At 38.1% G+C, this 21,158-nt stretch carries 26 protein-coding genes; 3 read left to right on the forward strand and 23 right to left on the reverse strand.

The window, feature by feature from the left end:
* Positions 1–168: 168 nt before the first annotated feature.
* From QFZ81_RS19335 to QFZ81_RS19390, 13 genes are all read right to left on the reverse strand, one after another.
* Positions 169–462, reverse strand: coding sequence for a hypothetical protein (locus tag QFZ81_RS19335; protein ID WP_307604190.1), 294 nt, complete (start codon positions 460–462; stop codon positions 169–171).
* 183 nt (positions 463–645) lie between these two features.
* The gene (locus QFZ81_RS19340) at positions 646–1,140 is read right to left on the reverse strand and encodes a hypothetical protein (protein ID WP_307604192.1); all 495 of its coding nucleotides are present in this window, start codon (positions 1,138–1,140) and stop codon (positions 646–648) included.
* 296 nt (positions 1,141–1,436) lie between these two features.
* The gene (locus QFZ81_RS19345; protein ID WP_307604194.1) at positions 1,437–2,150 is read right to left on the reverse strand and encodes a Fic family protein; all 714 of its coding nucleotides are present in this window, start codon (positions 2,148–2,150) and stop codon (positions 1,437–1,439) included.
* A 214-nt stretch (positions 2,151–2,364) separates the two neighbouring features.
* The gene (locus QFZ81_RS37430; RefSeq protein WP_373463781.1) at positions 2,365–2,640 is read right to left on the reverse strand and encodes an imm11 family protein; all 276 of its coding nucleotides are present in this window, start codon (positions 2,638–2,640) and stop codon (positions 2,365–2,367) included.
* Positions 2,631–2,876, reverse strand: coding sequence for a hypothetical protein (locus tag QFZ81_RS19350; RefSeq protein ID WP_307604196.1), 246 nt, complete (start codon positions 2,874–2,876; stop codon positions 2,631–2,633). Before QFZ81_RS19350 ends, QFZ81_RS37430 begins: the two co-directional genes overlap by 10 nt.
* A 129-nt stretch (positions 2,877–3,005) precedes the next feature.
* Positions 3,006–3,488 carry an NUDIX domain-containing protein gene (locus tag QFZ81_RS19355; RefSeq protein WP_307604198.1) on the reverse strand — a complete coding sequence of 161 codons (483 nt, stop codon included), beginning with the start codon at positions 3,486–3,488 and terminating at the stop codon, positions 3,006–3,008.
* Between the two features lie 183 nt (positions 3,489–3,671).
* On the reverse strand, positions 3,672–4,217 hold the full coding sequence (locus QFZ81_RS19360; RefSeq protein WP_307604200.1) for an ATP-binding protein: 546 nt from the start codon (positions 4,215–4,217) through the stop codon (positions 3,672–3,674).
* A 167-nt stretch (positions 4,218–4,384) separates the two neighbouring features.
* Positions 4,385–4,717, reverse strand: a complete 333-nt coding sequence (locus tag QFZ81_RS19365; protein WP_307604202.1) for a hypothetical protein — start codon at positions 4,715–4,717, stop codon at positions 4,385–4,387.
* A gap of 200 nt (positions 4,718–4,917) precedes the next feature.
* Positions 4,918–5,172, reverse strand: coding sequence for a hypothetical protein (locus QFZ81_RS19370; protein ID WP_307604204.1), 255 nt, complete (start codon positions 5,170–5,172; stop codon positions 4,918–4,920).
* A 136-nt stretch (positions 5,173–5,308) separates the two neighbouring features.
* The gene (locus QFZ81_RS19375) at positions 5,309–5,746 is read right to left on the reverse strand and encodes an NUDIX hydrolase (RefSeq protein WP_307604206.1); all 438 of its coding nucleotides are present in this window, start codon (positions 5,744–5,746) and stop codon (positions 5,309–5,311) included.
* A 684-nt stretch (positions 5,747–6,430) separates the two neighbouring features.
* Entirely contained in the window at positions 6,431–7,210 is a 780-nt protein-coding gene (locus QFZ81_RS19380) for a class I SAM-dependent methyltransferase (protein ID WP_307604208.1), read from the reverse strand.
* A gap of 323 nt (positions 7,211–7,533) precedes the next feature.
* Positions 7,534–8,463 (reverse strand): DUF3221 domain-containing protein, encoded by a 930-nt coding sequence (locus tag QFZ81_RS19385; protein WP_307604210.1) that lies wholly within the window; start codon positions 8,461–8,463, stop codon positions 7,534–7,536.
* A gap of 207 nt (positions 8,464–8,670) precedes the next feature.
* Complete coding sequence (locus tag QFZ81_RS19390) at positions 8,671–9,168, reverse strand: hypothetical protein (RefSeq protein WP_307604212.1); 498 nt, start codon at positions 9,166–9,168, stop codon at positions 8,671–8,673.
* Positions 9,169–9,916: 748 nt separating this feature from the next.
* Between QFZ81_RS19390 and QFZ81_RS19395 the strand changes: the two genes are divergently transcribed.
* Positions 9,917–10,750 carry an ATP-dependent DNA ligase gene (locus QFZ81_RS19395; RefSeq protein WP_307604214.1) on the forward strand — a complete coding sequence of 278 codons (834 nt, stop codon included), beginning with the start codon at positions 9,917–9,919 and terminating at the stop codon, positions 10,748–10,750.
* A gap of 11 nt (positions 10,751–10,761) precedes the next feature.
* Positions 10,762–10,911: a hypothetical protein gene (locus QFZ81_RS19400; protein ID WP_307604216.1), complete on the forward strand. Its 150-nt coding sequence runs from the start codon at positions 10,762–10,764 to the stop codon at positions 10,909–10,911.
* 32 nt (positions 10,912–10,943) lie between these two features.
* Here QFZ81_RS19400 and QFZ81_RS19405 read toward each other — a convergent pair whose 3' ends face one another.
* The 9 genes from QFZ81_RS19405 to QFZ81_RS19445 form a co-directional block, all read right to left on the reverse strand.
* The gene (locus QFZ81_RS19405; protein ID WP_307604218.1) at positions 10,944–11,987 is read right to left on the reverse strand and encodes a hypothetical protein; all 1,044 of its coding nucleotides are present in this window, start codon (positions 11,985–11,987) and stop codon (positions 10,944–10,946) included.
* Between the two features lie 688 nt (positions 11,988–12,675).
* A complete protein-coding gene (locus QFZ81_RS19410; protein WP_307604219.1) occupies positions 12,676–13,908 on the reverse strand; it encodes an MFS transporter in 1,233 nt (410 codons plus the stop codon).
* A 272-nt stretch (positions 13,909–14,180) separates the two neighbouring features.
* Positions 14,181–15,092 carry an ADP-ribosylglycohydrolase family protein gene (locus QFZ81_RS19415; protein ID WP_307604221.1) on the reverse strand — a complete coding sequence of 304 codons (912 nt, stop codon included), beginning with the start codon at positions 15,090–15,092 and terminating at the stop codon, positions 14,181–14,183.
* Between the two features lie 204 nt (positions 15,093–15,296).
* The gene (locus tag QFZ81_RS19420; RefSeq protein ID WP_307604223.1) at positions 15,297–16,019 is read right to left on the reverse strand and encodes a hypothetical protein; all 723 of its coding nucleotides are present in this window, start codon (positions 16,017–16,019) and stop codon (positions 15,297–15,299) included.
* Positions 16,020–16,194: 175 nt separating this feature from the next.
* Positions 16,195–16,647 (reverse strand): NUDIX domain-containing protein, encoded by a 453-nt coding sequence (locus tag QFZ81_RS19425; protein WP_307604225.1) that lies wholly within the window; start codon positions 16,645–16,647, stop codon positions 16,195–16,197.
* Positions 16,648–16,798: 151 nt separating this feature from the next.
* Positions 16,799–17,521: a metallophosphoesterase family protein gene (locus QFZ81_RS19430; RefSeq protein WP_307604227.1), complete on the reverse strand. Its 723-nt coding sequence runs from the start codon at positions 17,519–17,521 to the stop codon at positions 16,799–16,801.
* A gap of 166 nt (positions 17,522–17,687) precedes the next feature.
* On the reverse strand, positions 17,688–18,110 hold the full coding sequence (locus tag QFZ81_RS19435) for a hypothetical protein (RefSeq protein WP_307604229.1): 423 nt from the start codon (positions 18,108–18,110) through the stop codon (positions 17,688–17,690).
* A gap of 51 nt (positions 18,111–18,161) precedes the next feature.
* Positions 18,162–18,452: a hypothetical protein gene (locus QFZ81_RS19440; RefSeq protein ID WP_307604231.1), complete on the reverse strand. Its 291-nt coding sequence runs from the start codon at positions 18,450–18,452 to the stop codon at positions 18,162–18,164.
* A gap of 607 nt (positions 18,453–19,059) precedes the next feature.
* Positions 19,060–19,332, reverse strand: coding sequence for a YgiT-type zinc finger protein (locus tag QFZ81_RS19445; RefSeq protein WP_307448748.1), 273 nt, complete (start codon positions 19,330–19,332; stop codon positions 19,060–19,062).
* Positions 19,333–19,514: 182 nt separating this feature from the next.
* On the opposite strand from QFZ81_RS19445, the gene QFZ81_RS19450 reads away from it, so the two are divergent.
* Entirely contained in the window at positions 19,515–19,862 is a 348-nt protein-coding gene (locus QFZ81_RS19450; protein WP_307448751.1) for a hypothetical protein, read from the forward strand.
* 574 nt (positions 19,863–20,436) lie between these two features.
* Here QFZ81_RS19450 and QFZ81_RS19455 read toward each other — a convergent pair.
* Complete coding sequence (locus QFZ81_RS19455; RefSeq protein WP_307604233.1) at positions 20,437–20,913, reverse strand: hypothetical protein; 477 nt, start codon at positions 20,911–20,913, stop codon at positions 20,437–20,439.
* Positions 20,914–21,158: the final 245 nt, after the last annotated feature.

Genomic DNA, 21,158 nt, shown 5'->3' on the forward strand with positions numbered 1-21,158 from the left:
GTTAGTTCAATAAAGGTTCGGATAAATTCAACTCTGGATTGTATAATTTATTCTTCTTTAGAAAGTTCTTTAAACTGTGGGTTTTAACATGAACAGCAACAAGACCATTTTCTTTCGTAACTACGAGTAAAGTTGGAAAATAAGTTTTTGACGTACTAATAAACAAAACTACATCTGTAACTGTTCCAGTAATCTATCGTTATTTACTTTGTAAGGAGGCCTAAGCGTTATTTTAATGGCTATGCCATCGTTTGGTTCAATTCTGAAGGAACCAACGTTGCCATTAGCAGTGGATAACCATTCTTTAACCTGGTTCTGCAACGAATTTGAATTTTCGATTGCTAGAAGTATCTCACCTTTTTTAATATCAAACACTTCTGCTCCATCTGATGCTCCGACTGTTTGAGCAAAAAGGAGACTAAATGCAACCACAAGGATTAATATACGATCTAATGTTGTCATAATAACAACCTCCATGAGAAGGTAGTATTCCCATTACAAAGAAATCAATTAACCTCTTATCACTTGAACTATCCTCCCGTTAACGGAATAGGCCACCGAATTTATCACCGGCAGCCTGCTAGATCTTGTTATGAAGCTATCGTTTACCGTTAGAGCGTAGCAATGTTGCTGAAGAGCATCTAGCTAGCTACTATTATTCTCTTCTTCCCAACCATCACTTAACCATTTGCACAGTTCTGGTGATTCTGCTCGAATCTTGTTCGAATCTTTACTTATAACGATTTCATTTTTAGCTGGGGTGCAGGTCTTTGAACCACTGCCATCGGTATTTGTTTTTGAAACACAGTCATACGCAGGTTCAACAGTTATCATCTTACCGTCATTCATCTTCAAGCTTACTACCATTGGGTAGCCATGCTTTCCATATTCCGTTTGACCACGGATAGGTTTTGAAGCGTTTATCCAACTAGCAATTTTTGTAACGGTAGTTTTCCCATTTCCATCAGTGTTTTGAAACAAAGGGGAATGTTTCGTTCCTGGCAAACCCCCGACAATCTGTAATGAAGCTATTTCTTCTGTCTTAAGCAACTGCCTATTTGAAGCACTTAAATTTGATTTACAAGTAGACATAACAATTATGATCAAAACAATTAATGGAAAAACAACGATTTTTCTCATTAGTTCCCCATATAATACACATTCTCTTTCACTTCACGACCAAGTTCAGTAGAGCTAATGACATCTTAAAATAGACGAAGTAAAGCTCAGGTAAGTTCCATTATTCTGCCCGTCCCTCGGTTTTAAAGTAATTGGAGGCTGCCGTTTGTGCCGGCAGCCTCGTTTCGTTCTGTATTGAGCTATAGTTCCTCATTAGCTTAGTCGGATTTTGAATTGTTGAATGAATATTCTACAGATCAATCTCCTCATCTTCAGTCCATTCTTTACTTAGCTCCGCCTTTAATTCTAAAGTAGGCTTACAAGAAACTGTAAGCCTCGCCATTGCGGTTAATTAGTGTAACCTCGTGAGCGATTTGTATCAGAGCATATTCGGTAAGAGCAGGAACATTATTTTCACGTAAACACTGATAATAGAATGCTTTGTCCTCCACTTTGATAACAAACGGAGCAACATTTTGTGCGATAAGCACGTGGTTCATCAGAAGTCTACCTGATCGCCCATTGCCATCCAAATATGGATGTATCTTCTCATATCTCATATGGAATGACACTGCAGCTCTTACGATGTCTTCCATATTTTTCGCATACGCCAACCAACCATTGTAAAGCTGGTCAATTAAGATATTCATCTCCGTTGGAACTGAAGTGGGATCAACCGTGAGTTCGCCACCAACCATGTTTTTCGTTCTTTTAAATTTACCTGATTCTTCATCGATATTCTGCATGATCTTCCGATGATATTCGTGCATCAATGAAATTGTAATGGGACTTTCTGATGTCACATCTCCCATCATGAAATGCCAACAGGCATTCAAGTTCGTGAGTTCGTGAATTTCACGAAGTGTTACTTTTCTCTTAAAATTAGGCATGATACCATCAATAAACATGCTTTTCGTTTCGTCAATTGTTACCGTATTTCCTTCTATCGCGGCGGAATGATAAATCATCCGGACAATAAGATCGTCAAAATATTCGATATCAGCAACCATCGCCCTGACAATACTGTTCATCTCGATAAACCCCCATTCCCTCTCTACTCCTAATTTTAACCATTAAACACTACCGAGGGTTGAAATAAACTTTCAATTATCAAACACAACGCTTTACATAGCCCAATCTAACGTCTTCTGACTTTTAAGGTTCTGATCCTGATAATCTGTAGCATACTAACACTAGTTTAAAGTTCCCATACCTGTTTAAAGTCAAAACCTTTCAAATCAGCCTTTATCTCACTTTATCTTTAAAATCATCTGTTACAAACGTAACTGTTGAATATATCCTCTCATTTATAAACACTTTGAAGATATATTGATTGTTTAATTTTTCTGGAATAAATCCATACTTTTTAAAACCAACAGTTAAGCCCGTGCTCAATATTTCCAGCTCTGAGTGTTCGTAGTCAATAGAATCTAAAATATTGGTTACTCTTAAAACATAATATTGTTTATCTGTATAATTTAACGGAAGTGGAAGTATATCGCCCGAATTTGCTAGTATGATAAAATATTGACTGCTCTTTCACTGAATACAGGAATTCCAGATCCAGCCCAAAAATGAGGGAAGTCTCCACTAATTCCATCAGACTCATATTCGTATACAATAGGAGCCACCCACTTTTGAGGGAGCTCTGGATCTTTAAGAAAGTTCTTTTTAAAATACTTCTCATGATCTTCTTTAAAATTTGTAAGCTGAAGACTCTTATAATCGTGATTGCTTTTAACTTCCCAAATTTTCATGGTGTCCCCCTAGCGGCTTTCTCAAGCAAAACCCAATTCGACATTTAATAATTAATAAGTCAGTTACTCAAGTCCGCCATTAGAACTGATGTAGCCTTTTCCTGAAGCTATTAAGCTCTTTGTTCCTAGTTAGCGTAACATCTTTTGTTGTATCTCTTGTTCTTCGACATAATTGCGATACTTATTACCACTGTAAAAATCAACAATATCTTGATTAATTTCTGGGTACAGTTGAATCGAATGCAACTCCGAAATCGGAATCCATTTAACATCTGATTGTTTAGGATCTGGGTTTTGCGGAAGTTTGGGATATGAACCTGGTTTTAATTCACATTCAAATGTAATCCCAACAGAATGAGTGTCACCATAAATATAATTGTTTTTAGTTGGTTGATATTCGTAAATAAAGGCAACAGGACCAACTTCCACATCGACACACGCCTCTTCTTTTGCTTCCCTTTTCACAGCTTCAACAAAGGTTTCGCCAGGCTCAACACCACCAGCGGGAAGATTGTAATGGACACCGTCACCATCATCATTCTCGTACTCGATAAGTAAAATGGCTCCATTTTTAATAATCAATGCACTCGCACGAAGTCGTATTTTTTCCAATGTAGTTCACTTCCGTTCTCATATTGTACCCACTTGGTATATTGTACTATTTCAGATTGATATTTAGGAGGTTCATTGCATTAAACTGCCCGTTATTTTAATGAACAAAAAAAAGGAGCTGCCGCGAAGCACCCCCCCTCAACTAACGTTCGCCGTTAGTTGAATCCCGAAATTCTAAACGCTTCAGTTGACCGAGGATTGCTTTATTTGTTGTATTATTTCCGTGATAGTATTGGGATCTTTTATTTCAAATAGATAATTAGCTTCTTCTTTACTAGGTGGTATTTCTCCCGAATTTCTTTGTCGCTCCAACACTTCTAAAAAGCTCGATGCACTTCTGAAAATTGCCTTACTCCTTTGTGTTTGTTCAACTCGTGCTCTCAGTATTTCAATAGATAAATTAAAGTAAACAATACTACTTTTAAATCCCTTTTCATGAAAATATCTGAGTACATTTGTTCGTCCTGACTTATTTAGATTACAATTGCTTAATATGATGTGTAAATTACTTTGCACCGCAGCATATTCAACAATCGCATTGGTAATAGAGAATTTTAGTGTGTTCGGTCCTTCTATAGGGAGAAGTTTCTTATAATGACTATTAATAAATTCAGCATGATTATCCTGATCAATGACTACAGCTTGTTGTAAGACAGATTCCAATTCTTTAGCGAAGGTAGTTTTTCCACTATGTGTTATTCCAACCGTCATAATTACTAGGCGGTTCATATAGTTAATCGCTCCTTTATGTATTAGGTCGTACTTTCAGATAATGTGATATTCAGAAAGTTCGTAACTACTCCATCCCGAAGTGTATTCGAGAAACGATTGAATTATCCTGCCAGTGCAATTCCTCACAATATAATTATAAAAGCCTGAGTAATATTGGATTAACCTTATAGATACTTTTGATAAAAACCATAGTTTGTCCAATACTCAATTTTATCTACAATTGTTTTTGTATTCCTACTTTCAAAATATTCTAATGGTTTTTCCCAATTATAATCGTTAATTAAGAATAGTTTATAAGTACCGTTTTTATCGCTATCTGGATACCAACCCAAATCGAGAATAAGATTATATTTACTATTGGTAAGTTGCAATAGATCTTCAACAAAATATGCATCAATATCATTGCAATTCTCAGGTTCGCATTCATAAAAGTTATTTAATTCTACTGTCCATCCTCCCTGTAATCTTAATGGTTGAATTTCATATGGTTTATTCATAAACTGCACCTCTTATTATTAATTTCACTAAGTAGTTGATATTTCCTAATTCCATTATCTTCCCGTTACTTGAGAAAAGGCAACCAATCCGCGTCGGTTGGCTGCCTTTTCATGTTGTAATTGAACTATTGTTCTTTCGTTAGTTCAAAGCTAAAATCCAAATAGATTGGATTAGTCCAGTACCAGCTTTTTGGTCGAGGTTATTTCTTCAAAAACTTTTTTCTTGAATAGAAAATCACCACAGTAATTATTGATGAAAATAGCGAAAGAATTGGATTAGTAAACAGAAAAAAGAACATTCCATAGCCTTCTTTTGGCTCGGTGTATATGAATCCGTAAATTTTTCCAAATAAAATATAATAAATTACAAACAGCATTGGTACCATGAGACAACCATTGCGTATTGACTCATTTCTCTCTATATTTGAGTCCATGTCATCACCATTCTCATTCATAATTTCCTGCTCCCTCAAGGAATATTATTATCAAACTCTTTTAAACTGCTGCCCGTTATTTCAATGACAAAAACAAACCGCCGCGGCTGGCTGCTTAACTTCACTATCGTTCTCCCGTTAGTTTAGAACCAATGAATTAGGAGAGCTCATTTCTTAGTAAATCTGTTAATCCATTTGGATAAAGTATCTTATTCCCTAATAATAATTCTTCTTTTGAAACCCATTTTGCATATGTAACCTTATTCCCATCAAGTACAGTAAACTGTTCTTTCTCATATAAGCTTTTATCTTTAAAGTCTACTAAATATATTTGAGTTATCTCGTGTCCTATATTATCATCTATTCTGAATATATTTTCTAAACAGGTGATGTATCGTTTTATAATTACTTCAACGCCCATCTCTTCACAAAATTCTCTTATTAACGTCTCATCTGACCGCTCTCCAAGTTCAATTGTTCCACCGAGTGGACGATAGTAAACACCTACTCCTTTTGAATGTTTACCTTCCTGCTGTTCTAGAAGAATTTGGTTATCTTTAATTATTAGACCTAATGTATTAGCTCTTGGATACATTTGCAACGCCCCCTCTACTTCCCAATATATTTCTACTAAGATATCAAGTACCCTGTCCATAGGTGAAAAAAGGCTGCCAATCATGTGGCAACCTTTAAGATGCTTTATTGAACAAACGTTTCTCGTTAGCGTAAGGCTAATCTAGATTGTAAGGGTTTTTTCTTATGATTAGAGTAGCTTGCTACACTGTCGGCTTCTTTACCTTTATACTCAATGCACTAATTGAACCAAATACCCAAATGAAAGCTATTAGATAAATGATTTTAACTTGTGTGTCTTCATGAAAAAGCATAATACAGTAGACAAGTATAAGTCCTGCAATCATTTGAATAGGAATCATAAATCTTCGCAAAAGGATTGGCACGAAGAAACATATTATACACGCAAGAAAGATAAACGGTTCTACAGCCACTTAGCTTATACCCCCTGTATTTTTTCAAAGTCCAACTCAATAATACCACAATATGGAATTTCGAAAAGAAATATGTTTCCACGCTAAACTGCCCGTTTAGCTGAGAGACTGCTGCCACATGTTAGTCAGCAGCCTCTCATGATGTTTATTAAGCTATCGTTCTGCGTACTTCAAAGAAAACAGAGGAGCTGCATCGCTGCAAGCTCCTCTACTTTCGTTCCTCGTTAGTTCAATGAGCCCCTCGAATCAGTTTTCTACGGGGGGCTGCTTCTTCAAGGCTTAACTGCTTGATAAATAAATTTCTTATTACCACTGGTCGGCATTTTTCCATCCTTAAAATCTGCACAGACGGTTACATTTAAAAACCCAATGTCTTCAAGAATGTAAATAAACTCCTCAACCCCGTACCAGCGTAGTGCAAACCGCTGCAGTTCCGTTTGAACCAATGCTCCATTACGCCACTTTTCATATTTTAAGTAGTTGACACGATATTGATTAAAGAATAAGTCAGCTTCAACACACTTGCTTTCCATCGTTATTATATCCCCATTAGGCATGTGGTGTGTTGAAGATCCGCGCCATCGTCCAAGATCGGAACTGTTGAAATTATTGTCTGGCAAAAACAGATCGAGGATCAATCGACCTCCAGATTCCAAATGATCATACAATCGATGTAAAGCCAGCATCGATTCTTCCCGTTTTTCAATCAACAAAAATGAGCCCGCAGGAACAATGATAGCCTCATACTTATGCGGCAAAGAAAGCTCCTGTAAGTTCGACTCATATAATTCGGGTCTTAATCCACGCTCTTCACATCGTTTTCGGCAAGAAGCTAGCATTTGAGGGGAGTAGTCCACGCCATCCACAATAAGTCCTGATTCAAGAAGAGGAATGATAACTCGCCCAGAACCCACCATTGCCTCTAGAATACGCCCATTGCAATGCCTAAGCTTTTCGCTGTAATACTCAATATCTCCGTCGAGTGATTGTCCAATTTTCTTTGTCAGATCATAGACCTGCGTACAAAGTTCACCGTAATTATTGAAAGACATATATGCTTTCCCTCCGTTATTGGGCTTAACACGAAAGGGGAAGTCAAAGAAATTATCCCTTCCGTGCCTCGAAAATAATAGCGTCTCCAGCAAATTTAGTGCTTCTCATCTTAATCACTCGCTCTCTAAAAAGGATATTTTAAGATACGACAGGGAAATATTGGGCAACGGAATGTTTGTGTTTAGTTAAATATTACTACCGCCCGTATTAGCGTAATCTGCACGTTAGGTTAGAAAACGGCAGCAGATCAAATAGACCTGCTGCCGTTCTGGTTATGATTGAACTATAGTTCTTCGATAGCTTAATTAAATTATATAAATTCTTATTTATCATCTAATTTAAAGTAAAATTCTTCTTTATCTTCATGCAATCTCGCATCTTTAAGGTGTAAATACCACATGTCTTCTTTCGCATTATAATTAACAGATTTCACTGCAATTATCTTGTGCATGTCCTTTAATTTATCATCTTGAAATGCTAATTGCAGCATATATTCCTCTGTACGATCCGCTCCTTCAGGATGAACCGTAATTTGCTCTATCAATTTGTGGGCAATTCGCTGGCCTGGGTAGGGCGTTGGATAAATTCCATGCTTAGACCACGCTTTTACTTTATCACCAATGACTAATGTATCCGAAACATTTGAAAACCAGAGCGCATCGTAATACTCTCGATTCCCTCCATGTCCATAATCAGTTGCTTCACCACTTACGACAAGCACTTGCCCTGGTTTCTTATCAACAATATAACCTTCAATTTCAGGTCCAGCTAACCGTTCCATTGCATAAAGAACACTTTCTCCAGCAGGATCGGTTACAACACCATCATTGGGATTTAAATCTGGTGTATCACTCCAATATATGACGGCTAAATTTTTTTGAAAGCTAACTTGAGGTTGGGCAGAGAACTTTATGGTCTCATTAATTTGATCGAAAGCCTCCAGCCCTCTTTCCCTTTCCTCAACTGTATTAAATTCATAAACATAAATATTTTTGTTTGTTCTTTTGTTTACAACTTCTTGGGAAATTAATGACATTGAAAACATTGAAGGCCTGGTATCTGAAAGCACAAACATCTCGTGATTCCCTTGACCTTTTGGCGAAAGAATAGCACCTTCTTCTTGCATTACTTGTTTAAAGTCGTCCAATGTTAATAAATCAACTTTTTTTTCATTTACTTCCGCTTTCTCATCACAACTAGTAGTTAAAAATACCAGAACTATCGGCAATATCCATTTTTTTAGTTTTTTCATATTGTTTCCCCTCTAAGCTGTCAATAGATCATCCTTACGGATGGCGCAGAAACAATGTATTTGTTTTAGGCGATTCCACTTTAGCATGTAGTCACTGTGATTGAATACATGAATCATTTTCCACTATACTGCCCGTTACTTCAATAGAAAACGGCAGCCGATCATAAACCAGCTGCCGTCATGTCGTGATTGAACTATCGTGTCCCGTTAGTTTAATCGCAAAGATAGCGCATTTTCATAAAAGGCTTGATAGGTTTTCTCATAATCATTAGGCAGCCAATGCATATTATTACTCCCAAATCCCATACCTTCAAATAAATAAACTCTGTTATTTTTGATGATACAAACACTATTAGCATAAGTAGGGGAATAACCATTCGTGGTATTTCTTAACAAGACCATTACCTTGTCTCCCTCTTTAGGAAAATCGAATGTTACCCATCTATGCATTGCATCAATGTCTCGCTTCAAGACAATTTGGTTCTGATTTATATCTCCTTTTAAAACAGTATCAATTGAGATTGTAACCTCCCTGTGATTTTCTGTGTAATCCCGGTTCTTAATAATTCCAACCACTATGTGGTCTGATTTCCCAATCATATCTTCTGGAGAGATGACAGACATTTTAGCGTTTAACTGAGGTAGCAATGGATTTAAGAATGTTAGACAAATTACTATCACTACACTTATTCCAGTTCTTCTCATAGTTGCACTCCAATCAATGGGCGTATAAACGTAATATTTCCATTAAGGCTTACAACTAACCATCTCACGAATTCTGCCAATTAGCTGAGAAAAGGCTGCCGATTTGCAGGCAGCCTGTTGATTGTTGTACTATCGTTCTTCGTTAGTTCAATAAGTGATTAATCCCAAATCGCCCTATTGTCGCGACTATCGTAAATGAATACTTTGTTTATGTACCAAGAGGTACGAGCTACGAAGCGCCAACGCCTCTTACATGCTCATCAGTGGCTGTGATAGAAGAACTTTAATGATCTGCAGATTGAGCTTCATCCCTTCACTGAGGAAGATTTGTACACTTGCCGAGGTATAACAGCATGAATCTTTTGAAGAGTAAAGATGGATATGCAAGGTTCATCACGAAGCTGCCAAAGCCTGTATCCAGAAATTTGTAAACCAAAACTTTATGTCATCAATCGAATAGTAAAAATAAAAGCCCGGGGCACCTTGCTCTCGGGCTTTCTTCAAAGGATTTATCTTCTTCCCTTCATAGCAAAGTAAACTGGAAATGATACGGCCGTTGCAATACCCATCGAACAAGCAATGAAACGTGGCAACGATATTAATGACTTCTTTTTCATATGTAGACCAACCTCCTGAATTCCTTTGATCTCTTGAAAGCTCAAGAGGAGGAATTCTTGGGCTATTTCCTTCAAGTACCATTAGTCACGAAAAGCTCTAAGGTGTAACATTATTATGGGTGATGAAGATAATGTTTATTCCTCCAATGCTTCTCCAATATGCCAAAAATAATGAACCGATTGACGATTCTTCCACATTTACCGAGCTTAAGTGGGATGGCATAAGATTGATCGTTTCTAATATGGATGAACTAAACCTATACACAAAGAACACAAATGCTACATCCAAATATCCGGAGCTGCACAATCCGCCGATCCAAAAAGGGACTATCCTCGATGGCGAGGTTGTGGTGTTAGATGAACACGGTAAAGCTGATTTTGAAGCCTGCAATGCTCGTTTCAAGTCCAGCAAGGTCAAGCATAAGGTTGTCTACTTCGCATTCGATATCTTGTACCACCGCGGCGTGGATGTGACTGGCTTGCCATTGGAAGTTCGCAAGGGATTACTAGAAGAGGCTGTCATAGAAAATGACCACTATCGAATAGTCCGGCCAATCAACGGCAGCGCGACAGATTTCTTTAACATCGTTTGCCAGCACGGTCTTGAAGGGATCGTTATCAAGAAGAAAAACTCCAAGTATGAGAAAGACACGCGATCCTGGTCATGGCAAAAGGTTATCAATTACCAGAGGACAGAGGTCTACATAACGGGATACAGCAAGAAGGAGCATTCATGGCTTCTTGGGTATTCAGATGATGGCCGCATTCGACCTATCGGTGCTTTGGAGCTAGGAATTACCCAGTCAGCCCGCCAATCGATGTGGCCTGTATTTCAGGCATATAAGAGCGGTGAGAGCAAAGATCATGTCTATGTGCAGCCGTTAGTTCGCTGCAATGTGAAGTATCGAGACTGGTATAAGTCGGGAGCGATGAGGCTACCAGTGTTCGAGGAATTTATTGTTTAGGGGATGACATCATGGAATATCGCGTAAAGCATAAAGAGACAGGCGAAGAGAAGACGCTAAGTCATACAGAAGTGAATGACATGGATTATGGCTATGATGGACAGATAGTCGTTTTTGACACGAAGATGGAAGCCTACTTATTGATCGATGAAGAAGTATAAAAGCACTCCCGAAGAGAAGTGCTTATGTGGAATTATTTTTTTATAATCTTACTGAGATCATTGTTAATCTGATTGAAAATTAGATGGTGGATCCACTTGTCATCGTCAATATCTGTATGTGATGCTATAAGGCGAACACTTCCCTTACCAAGGCAATTCACGGTCTTAATTTTACCGTCCCAGGTTTTTAAAAAGTTTACTAGAATTGGTCTTGCTCCAGTAACACTTTGATTGCCACAGGAAATACCATTAATAGCTGGCACACAAGGTATTTTCCCCAGACCAGTGCAGGGTTCCCCACCTATTACACCATTTTTTTGATACCAATTATTTATTGTAGCCCCTCGGGGTGCGTTACCAGAAGTAAAAGTATTAGAGGAACCAAATACCGGATCTATAAGCCCTATAAAATTGGGGATTTTTGATGTATTTCTTGATACTTTACACGCAGCCCAGCCTCCATAGGAATGACCAATGATGGCTAAGTAACTAGGCTTCATGGACCTTTTATTAATTTCTCCTAACAAATCATTTAATAAGGGTGCACCGGAAGGATCAGAGTCTCTGTTCTTATTCCAACTTCTATGAAAAATGTTAGCAGGATTAACACCATAAGCTGATGTAAGCCTGGTACGTAAAGTATCTTGTAGTCTGGTCATACCGTTAGGACCAGCAACACCACCTCCACGACCGCTAATACAAACTATGACGACATCACCTGACTTATCCGGAGTAAAAGGTTGAACACATACATTACTATGGATATTTCTAAATGAAACGGTTGCGTAGCCTGAAGGCTTGTCAGGAGGTATAAATATCCTTTTTCCTGTTACAGATAAAGGGGTAACGATATCTTTGCGCATATAAAATGATTCAAAAGATTCACCCGGTGGGACATTTACCGGAGTATTAACTCTAACCCAAGATAAATTACATCTTGATATCTCTTCAAAGATCTGTTGGATCCTTTCAGGAGAGTTCTGGTTTATCCGAAACTTTCTTACTACATCGACCTGTTTCTTTAATAATGGCTTACTTATTCCAGTTCCTTTACGTTTAGCGATTAATTTTTTCAAAGAGCTCTCTCCACACCTCTTAATAATAAGATGTTGTATAATATGGGGCATCCAAATAGGGGGAACGGAGGTACATGCGGAAAATGCTTTCATTTTGTATAAAGACGTAGAAAAGCCCGGGGATGCTTTCCCTCGGGCTCTACTTGTCCGGTGCTTCCGGTACGAGACTTATCTTACCATCTATTTCCAAACTTGTCTATTGTTTTTTATGCGTTTCGTTAATCTGTCCAATAGCGTAACGAGGCTGCCGATCGATTCCCGCGGCAGCCTGTGGTGTAGTTACTGAGCTCTTGTACCCGTTAGCGTTAAAACCTTAAGAGTAGTTCTCGAATAATAAACCCTAATAAAAGACCATATACAAATTGCTTTCCTAACAAAAATCGTACTTGTTTGTGGTTCAGACTTATTGGTTCACTATTTTTGGGAACACGTCGAAATAAGCTCATAACTCTTCCCCTTTGAAAAATGTAGAAACCACGACAATTCCACTAAAGTTTCCGTTAGTTTAATGATTAATGCCATGCCGACCTTCTACCTGTGATACGGCTCACAGTAATATATCTAAACACAAAGTGCAATTTGACCACAAAGTATATATCTGTACCATTCACAATTATTCAATATTCATCATATTTAGGGCTATAACAATGCTGCGCGGCAAACACCTCCACTATAGTTACTAGATAAATTAACTTATTGTTGACCCCTTATTATCGTATTTGGTTGACGAAATGCCCTTTAGAGAGAAGAAAGCCACTCCAACCAATAATACAGCCGAACAATAATATAAAGTAGTTAGACCAAAATATTCATCAATGGGTGAAGCTATTAAGGGACCAAGAGCCGCACCAAGGTCTACCATTATAATATATGCTGTCATTGTTGAAGCTCTATCTTGAGGTAGAGCTGAAGCAGTATCTGCCGCTAAGGCATCAGACATCGTTGATGATATTGTGGATGTAAGCTGTAGAAGAATGAGCAGTGTTACCCATAAATAAAATGGAAGTTGCAATGTCACAGTAATTAAGAGTACCACGGCGAATGAAATCCCTACTAGAAACATGGGTTTTCTACCTCGTTTCTCATCAGTGAATTTACCAATACGCGGTGACAAGAATGGTTCCCAACCAGACCTAAATGCTTGTATTACACCCGCTATGGTTGCCGCACCTAAAGCAAACCCCCATACTGTAAATTGATTTGGTAGATGCGCCTCAATTATTCGACTAAGCGTAAAAGCTAATATACCAAAAAAAACCATATTAACAAAAAAACCAGTTAACAAGACTATGGCAACTTGCTTGTTCTTCATTAAATCTATGATTCGTGTACCCGATTGTTTATCCAGAGGTTGCGTAATGCCACTTGGGATATATCGAAATACGAACGGAACACAAAGTAGAGAAAGTCCACCAAATATAAGTGATACTGGACCAAGTCCGACTGCTTCAAAAAGCAGACCACCCAAAAGAGCACCACCGAGATGTCCTAGCCCCCATAACCCATTATATAATCCCATCATCTCGCCACGATTATTATCATTTGAAACATCCAAAACAGTTAGAAGACCGCCTAGCCTCAGAAACGACCAAGCAACTCCCCATAAACATCGCACAATGAATAGTAAAAAAAATCCACTTGTATAACCGTATGAAATTGTGCTGATTACGGCTAATGAAACTGCAATAAGTAATCCAGTCCGCTTATCAATACGGCAGTAGCACCAATTGACAATGGGAGTTAGTGGCAGACGTAAGAAGCGATTGATAGAGAGTAGGACTCCTGCTTGCCAAAGTCCAGTCAGTCCAAAATTTTGCCAATAGAGCGGCATTACTACATAAAGCATGGCATTACCTAAGAGACAAATTGCGGTAATCAAAGCAATTACAATTACAGCTCTTTTATTTTCTCTATTCGGCATTTCAAAACTCCTTATCATCTACTTTTGCAGTATTTATACACAATTTTTTTATTATCTTCACCTTGACATTGTACTACAATATGGAAATAAATAGTTATTTCCGATAAAAAATTTATATGTCACAAATCCAGACTATGTCCTTATTAATTAAAAATAGGATTCCTTATATTCTCGTTATACTATAAATAGCAGACGTTGTTGTTACACTATGCTGCCCGTTACTTTAATAAACAAAAGAGGAGCTGCCGCGAAGCATACCCCTCAACTATCCTTTAGCTTAATAATTTGTAGATCTGGGTTGAATAATCAAGAATTAGTTCCTTCATTACAAGTGAATCCACCCAACGCTGTGGAATACATTCTAAACCGTATAATGCCCCAGCTAATTGGCCGTATACGGCACCGGTTGTATCAGCGTCGTTACCAAGGTTAACTGCTAAAAGTACCCCTTCTTCGAAGCTTTTCCCATGATAAAATGCCCATAACGCCGCCTCCAACGATTTTACAACGTATCCGCTGCCTTGAATCTCTGGAGGTTGCAGTCGCTTGTATGACCCCTTATAGACTTCATTAATATTAGCACCTAGTGGATCCTGTGCCCACAAGAAATCGAATGTCTCTGGATGTAACAACTCATCTTTATTCATACCTTTAGCCGCAGCAGCAATCATAACACCGAGCAGCCTACAAGCATCAATACACTCCTTAGCTGAATGCGTAGTTTTAGAGCTGATACCAGACCATTTCGAAACCTCATAAAGACTATTAGAAAAAAATAACGGAACGGGAGCAAGTCGCATGATCGAACCATTGCCTGCTGAGTAACGGTTTTCAGACCCACTAAATGGTTCACCCGTACGTTCGAACCTTCGAAGAGCCTCAGCGGTAGCATTTCCAATGTCAAAGCATTCTCCAGTTGAACTTAGATGTCCGGTACGATACCATTTCAAATACCGCTCCATTTGATCCATCGGATCAAACCCCATTTTTAATATCAGACTTTCAGCCAAGCATAAGGCCATGGAGGTGTCGTCGGTCCAGCCACCTTTCGGTAGTTCGAATACACCTCCGCCAATCATTTCTGTGACTTTCGAAAATGTCCCGGGTTCCTTAAACTCGACGGTCGTACCGATGGCATCGCCAATTGCTAATCCAATAAGGCTTCCTTGAAAACGATTGGTCATAATGAACCCCCTAGAAAATGCTTAATAGACAGATTGTATCATAAACATTACCGAGTTAATCGCTCGTTAATTCAACGAAATTCAAAAAGGAGCAGCTTCAAAAGCAAGCTCCTCAACTATCGTTCCTCGTTAGCCAACCATGCCCCTCACGGTGCACCACGGAATAATGAAAATTCACATATTGATCGTTACTTTCAGGGTAGTTTAAAAAGACCAGGCTACATTGCCGTACTTCACTTTCTTTGCTTGATACATGTTATCCTTGTATTCATAAATAATCACAATCGAACCTATGAAGGTCCCTGGTGATATTTGTCCTGGAATAGAAGCCATTAATTGATTGTCAATAACACTAAATTTAACAATATTACCAAAAGCAATATCAGGAAATAGGTTCTTTGGGTTTATTTGAAATCTATCAATATTTTCTGTCATTTTCTTGTCCCCGATGATTATTTCTGCTACATGCGCTGTTAATCTTGTTTTGACGTTCTTTAATATTATTGAAATTGGGTTGTCCACTAGCACTTCTTCATAACTTTCATCTATGTTAGTCTGGATTGTTTGAAACACATGAACCTCATTATTCAATACTCCTGTGCCATAGTCCTTTGTTAATACGATAACGAGTTCTTTTTTACCATCATGATTTATGTCGTTGAAAAATAACCTGGGGGCGTATGTAGGGTTATCTACGTTTTTCCAATCAGGAAAATAACGAGTAAATCCATTCATTTGTAATTTAAATTTCTCATAATAACCTTCTCTGTTTGTTGCATAAAGAGTGGCTTTCGCTTCCGATAAAGTCGCAATAGCTATTTGTTTTGACTCAGCTTTATTCGAACTAGGGGTTATGGCAAAAGTAACAGGAACAATTGATAAAAGCATTATAAATGTAAAAGTGAGTGCCAACCACCATTTTTTCATCGAAGCAAACAACCCTTCTTCTTAAAGTCTTTCCCTATAATTTCCTTACCTAGTTTGTCATTTGTGTTGTTATGCTATTCCGCTCTTTAAAAATAAAGGAGCAGCTGCCCGCGGCATACTGCTCCTATTGTTGAACTAAAATTCTCCGTTAGTTGAACCAGGATAGGACTCACTTTTATTCATCATAGCTTTTTCTTATAACTAAATGGGATACTGTTACCACTCTATCTAAAAGAAAATCCAATATACCTTCTGGATACAACGGTTTTTGTTTCAATTGCTCGAAGGTACGCCAAGTTAATTTTATTTCTTCTCGCTCGTTATGATTTAAATTTTCATGAATTTGAGCATCATTAATTGAACCCCAATGTAAGATAGTGCAATCATGTCTCTTTTTGCCGTCATACTCAACAATGCTTTCATTAAGACACGCAAGTGACCCAATTTCCGATTGTAAATCAAACTCCTCAATTAATTCTCTTTTAATAGCTTCTGCGGCAGTTTCTCCGAATTCAACATCTCCACCAGGAAAGCGATAAAATGATTCTTGTTTATCACATTGAACTAATACAGCTAATCCATCTTTACGGATTACTATTGCTTCTGCTCTTAGTATTGGACGGTTCAAGTTAATCCCCCTTTATAGAATACTCCTTTAATACAAATTATTCCATACTACATTCCGTTATCCTGCCCGTTAGCGGGGTGAAGGGCTACCTAAACGCGGCAGCCCTTCAGATGTTTAACTATCGTTTCCTCGTTAGTGCAATTTTTCAATTCTAAGTTAATTGCCCACCATGGAAAATTTTTAGGATAAAATCCCGTTCAGGTACCTGCAGTCGGTGATATGATTGGAGAAACTCTTTATTTTCGTAGGGGACCTCAATTAACTCTTCGCTGATCGCATTCTCCGTTAATGTAACAATGCCGTATCTTGCGCGCGGTTTATCGTAACAGCCTAATGCACCAGGATTAAAATAAGCTCTGTCGCTTGATATAAAGTGGTGAACTAGATGATGATGACCAAAGCACACCAGCTTATTCTCCGATTCTTTGTAGATATGATTTAAATTCTCTATCGTCGGGTTCTTTTCAATAGACAAAAACCAACCATCTTGATTAAGATGATAATGAGTGAATAGCAACTGTTTATCGAAATGATTAATGAATAATTGTTTTGACCATTTACTCATCTCGTCAATATATACAGGGTTGATTCTTTCTGCCAACCATTCGTGGTGGTGACGTTCATTTTGGTGCCCTTTGGGAGCTTCCACGCCATTAAAAGCAGCCATCACCGCTACATCATGATTTCCTACAACGAAAGAAATATCAGTTCGTGACAATAATATTTCAAGGACTTCATTAGAATCGGGTCCAATGCCGACCACATCCCCCAAACAATAAATGTGATCAAGCCCCCTAGAAGAAATATCATTAAGCACTGCCGCTAATGCGGGGCTGTTTCCATGAATATCGGTTATTACCGCTATTTTTTTCATATGTACCTCCAACACTAGTTTGCTGTATTGGATTCGAGCTCAGTGCAACAAATTCCTTTAACATCCCATTTATTTAAAAACTCGTCGCAATAATGTCCACTACTTCAACAAAATAGGGAGCAGCTGCCGATCTCGGCGACCTACTCCCTATTTTAAACTATCAAGTTCACCGTTTGCTCAATGATTTTTTGCTTAAGCTGGCTAATCTCTCTATAGCCTTTTGACGAATTTCTTCATCTTTATCTTCCGAAAGAATTATTAATACTGAATGGGTTGCTTTTTTGTTCATCACTATCCTCATCCTCACAGATGAATCGCTGTCTAGTGCCATTTTGAGTTGAAGCCGTTCAGCAAGCTTATTCTTTGAAGCGACCATGAACCTTACGCGATCTGACGGATCCTCAGCAAGAATCTCTAAGACTTCAGCAGGTACCATTTTGTTCTGCGCAACCCAAAACCTCATATCTGGATAATTATCAATTATTTCTAACCAAACCTCTATAGGAGCTTCATCCCAAGCTGCACGTAGATATTCATCTTGATTATCACTCAGTCTTAGTCGAACAAACTCCTCTGCCGAACTTATCAAATAACCAACTCCGTTATTTCGAATAATTTTGAACTATCATTTTCCGTCAAATTAGTCATTAGAAGCAACAATTTCGTCAAACCGAGCAGCTAGCTTGAGGAATTTTTCACCCCAACCACTATCAATTGATATTTCTTGGAATGATCCAGTTGGACCAAATAAAATTATTAGTTCAGATATTGCTATATCTTCTCCAAGTTTAAGCTGTTGTTTGAATGTGTCTATGGTCATTAGAACATCCTCAACAGTTTCGAAACGTGACCATGTGACATCAGTATTTGGAGAGTCGATCAAATTCCTTAGTTCAGTTAACAAATCCAATAAATCATTGAGATAGTGCAATTTGTATCACTCCCCATATTCGGCATCCTGCTGTCATTATGCTATCGTTCTCCGTTAGATTGTAAGGGATTTTTCTTATGATTAGAGTAGCTTGCTACACCGTCGGCTTCTTTACCTTTATACTCATTGCACTAATTGAACCAAATACCCAAATGAAAGCTATTAGATAAATGATTTTAACTTGAGTGTCTTCATGAAAAACCATAATACAGTAGACAAGTATAAGTCCAACAATCATTTGAATAAGAATCATAAATCTTCGAAAAAGAATTGGCACGAAAAAACATATTATACACGAAAGAAAGATAAACGGTTCTACAGCCATTTAGCTTATCCCCCCTATTTTTTCGAAGTCTACATAGAATAATACCACAATATGGATTTTAAAAAATGAAATGTTTCCCCGCTAACCTGCCCGTTAACGTAATGGAGGCTGCCGATCATGCCAGCAGCCTCCCATTGGTGAGTTTATTGAACAAACGTGTCCCGTTAGTTGAATCTTGAGACGTTATGGTTAGCAGTTCTGTTTGATTACTGCTACTCTCACCTTCAAGAAGTAGAACTCAGAATATAACATCTTCGTATTAACCTGCTAACACCTTCGAGACTAAGTGGTGGTTACTTTTGGCAGGAAATCTTGAAGTGTAAAATTCTGCTTTAGATCTTTCAAAGAGACGTGGACTTGACCAATGATTTTCATCTTGACCAAATGCCTTGCGTAACCCGCTACCAATGCGCCATCACCAATTAAAATCTGTTCATCACAATCACATTTTTGAACGGGAACATCAGTAACAACTAATGTGCCCCTCTTAAATGGACGTTCTGTTGAAGTAGTTATATGTATATTTTCTCCTTTACACCGGTCACAGTGAGACATACAAGCATCCCCTCCTATAACCTTTATTTTATCATGGGTTTGATATTTCACAAAAGGTTTAGTAATTATCCAAATACTGTATTAATATGACGACTAATCTAACCGATAAATTATTGTATATGATGTTGTTATAGTGGTAGTAGTGTACGTAATTCTTATTAAGATACGAGAGGTGTGGTGAGATGAAGGGCGGTCTAAAGTTATTTGCTATGTTAGTATTCCTATTTGGTTTCCCAGCGATTATTGCACTGACCGGCGTATTTGGCCTTGTGATCGGGATCTTTTCTCCATTAATTCTTAGTTACATTTTTCTGGTCAAGCGGCTTGAAAGTCGGAGACAAGCTTTGGGAGTTTTGGTAGGCCAATGCCTATTGGGTGCGTTAGTATTAGGCATGCTAATAGGTAAAGTGTCAGATAATGGGCTACTTGTTGCCGAAGGTATTTATGCTGTAGCGATGGTAGTATTTAACTTCGTAATGAGGAATCCTGCTCCCTATTGGAAAAAGAAGTGGAAGGATTATAGAAACTAGTGGGTATAACATAACTCAAGAATAACTAATAAGCTGGTGTTCCGACTTGATGGGACGTCAGCTTATTAGTTATGTTTGCGTTAATTGTAAATACAATTATAGACTGAGCGCAATAGCTGAGTTCGTTGTTGGCTGCCGATCGTGGCCGTAATAACCTGCGCATCTGAAGCGTGTGTGTATTGCGGCACATATCTGGCTGCCTTCGCTTACACGTTGATGTTCCCGATCATTACAACACTTGTTCGCCTCCAAAAGAGAATCTAGCCAGTCTACAGCTATATTCTTTGTATATCTATCGTCATCTCAAAACGCTTTCTATCCCCAACTTGAGTGAAGTCGAATTTTCCACTTTACAGTTTTACTAACAGCAAGCAAATGCTTCAAATTAAGAAAGAAATAGTTCAAGTCACACCGGCCCTGATAAGGGGCTTTTTTTATAGGTTCATAAACTTTTCTTATATGGATATAATTTACTTTTATCGAACGAAAAACGTATGGATTTAGACCACACGTTTCACTGCTGTTTCCGCCGTTAATCCTCAACTATTGTTTTCCGTTAATTTAATAAAAATGTTTAGAAAGAAGCACCACAGACCAGTTGGTTCCATACTACTATTTCCGAGATTGAACCGGGTTTTGTTCCTGAAGGATGAACAGCACAAATTTGCTTAGGTTTACCTCTTGAACTGAATGTGAGAATAGCCATAACTTTCAACGGTTTTCCATCAACCTCGATAGTCAGATCTGCATGCCCTGTTCCGAAAGTTCCATCGTCATAATCGGCTTTTACATTTTCATATGCCAGGAGTTTAAATCCTTCTTTCTCATGCAGTTTCTGAATTTCGTCCACCCAGGTATTCTTATCTATCGACCCGTCAAACAGTCTTTCAGCTTCCCTATACTCTTGAGTCTTAATTGCATTTAAGAATGCAACGGTTTTCTTTTGTATTGCTAACGGGTTCCACGCCAAGGTAGCTTGATAGACCAAGAAAAACATGAACAGCAAGAGCATGAAAGGAATACCTATTTTCAACACGAACTTCATTGTCATTTTGGATGACCCCTTCATTTAATCTTCTAGCATCTAGTCTATTATCCATATTATACCTATATGGTCAATCCAAAGCAAAACGAAAGTCTGTTATTGTTTCAAGCTAAATATAGTAGCAAAGTTAGCATTTTGTCAGGAGTCCGTCAAATCCTCCTTAATTCACTATCCTGCCCGTTCAACGGACAACGGCAGCCGATCTTGTAGCTGGCTGCCGTCATGTCTTGATTGAACTATCGTTTTTCGTA

Origin of the sequence: Paenibacillus sp. V4I9, from assembly GCF_030817295.1 — a bacterium.
In the GTDB taxonomy this organism is placed as follows: domain Bacteria; phylum Bacillota; class Bacilli; order Paenibacillales; family NBRC-103111; genus Paenibacillus_E.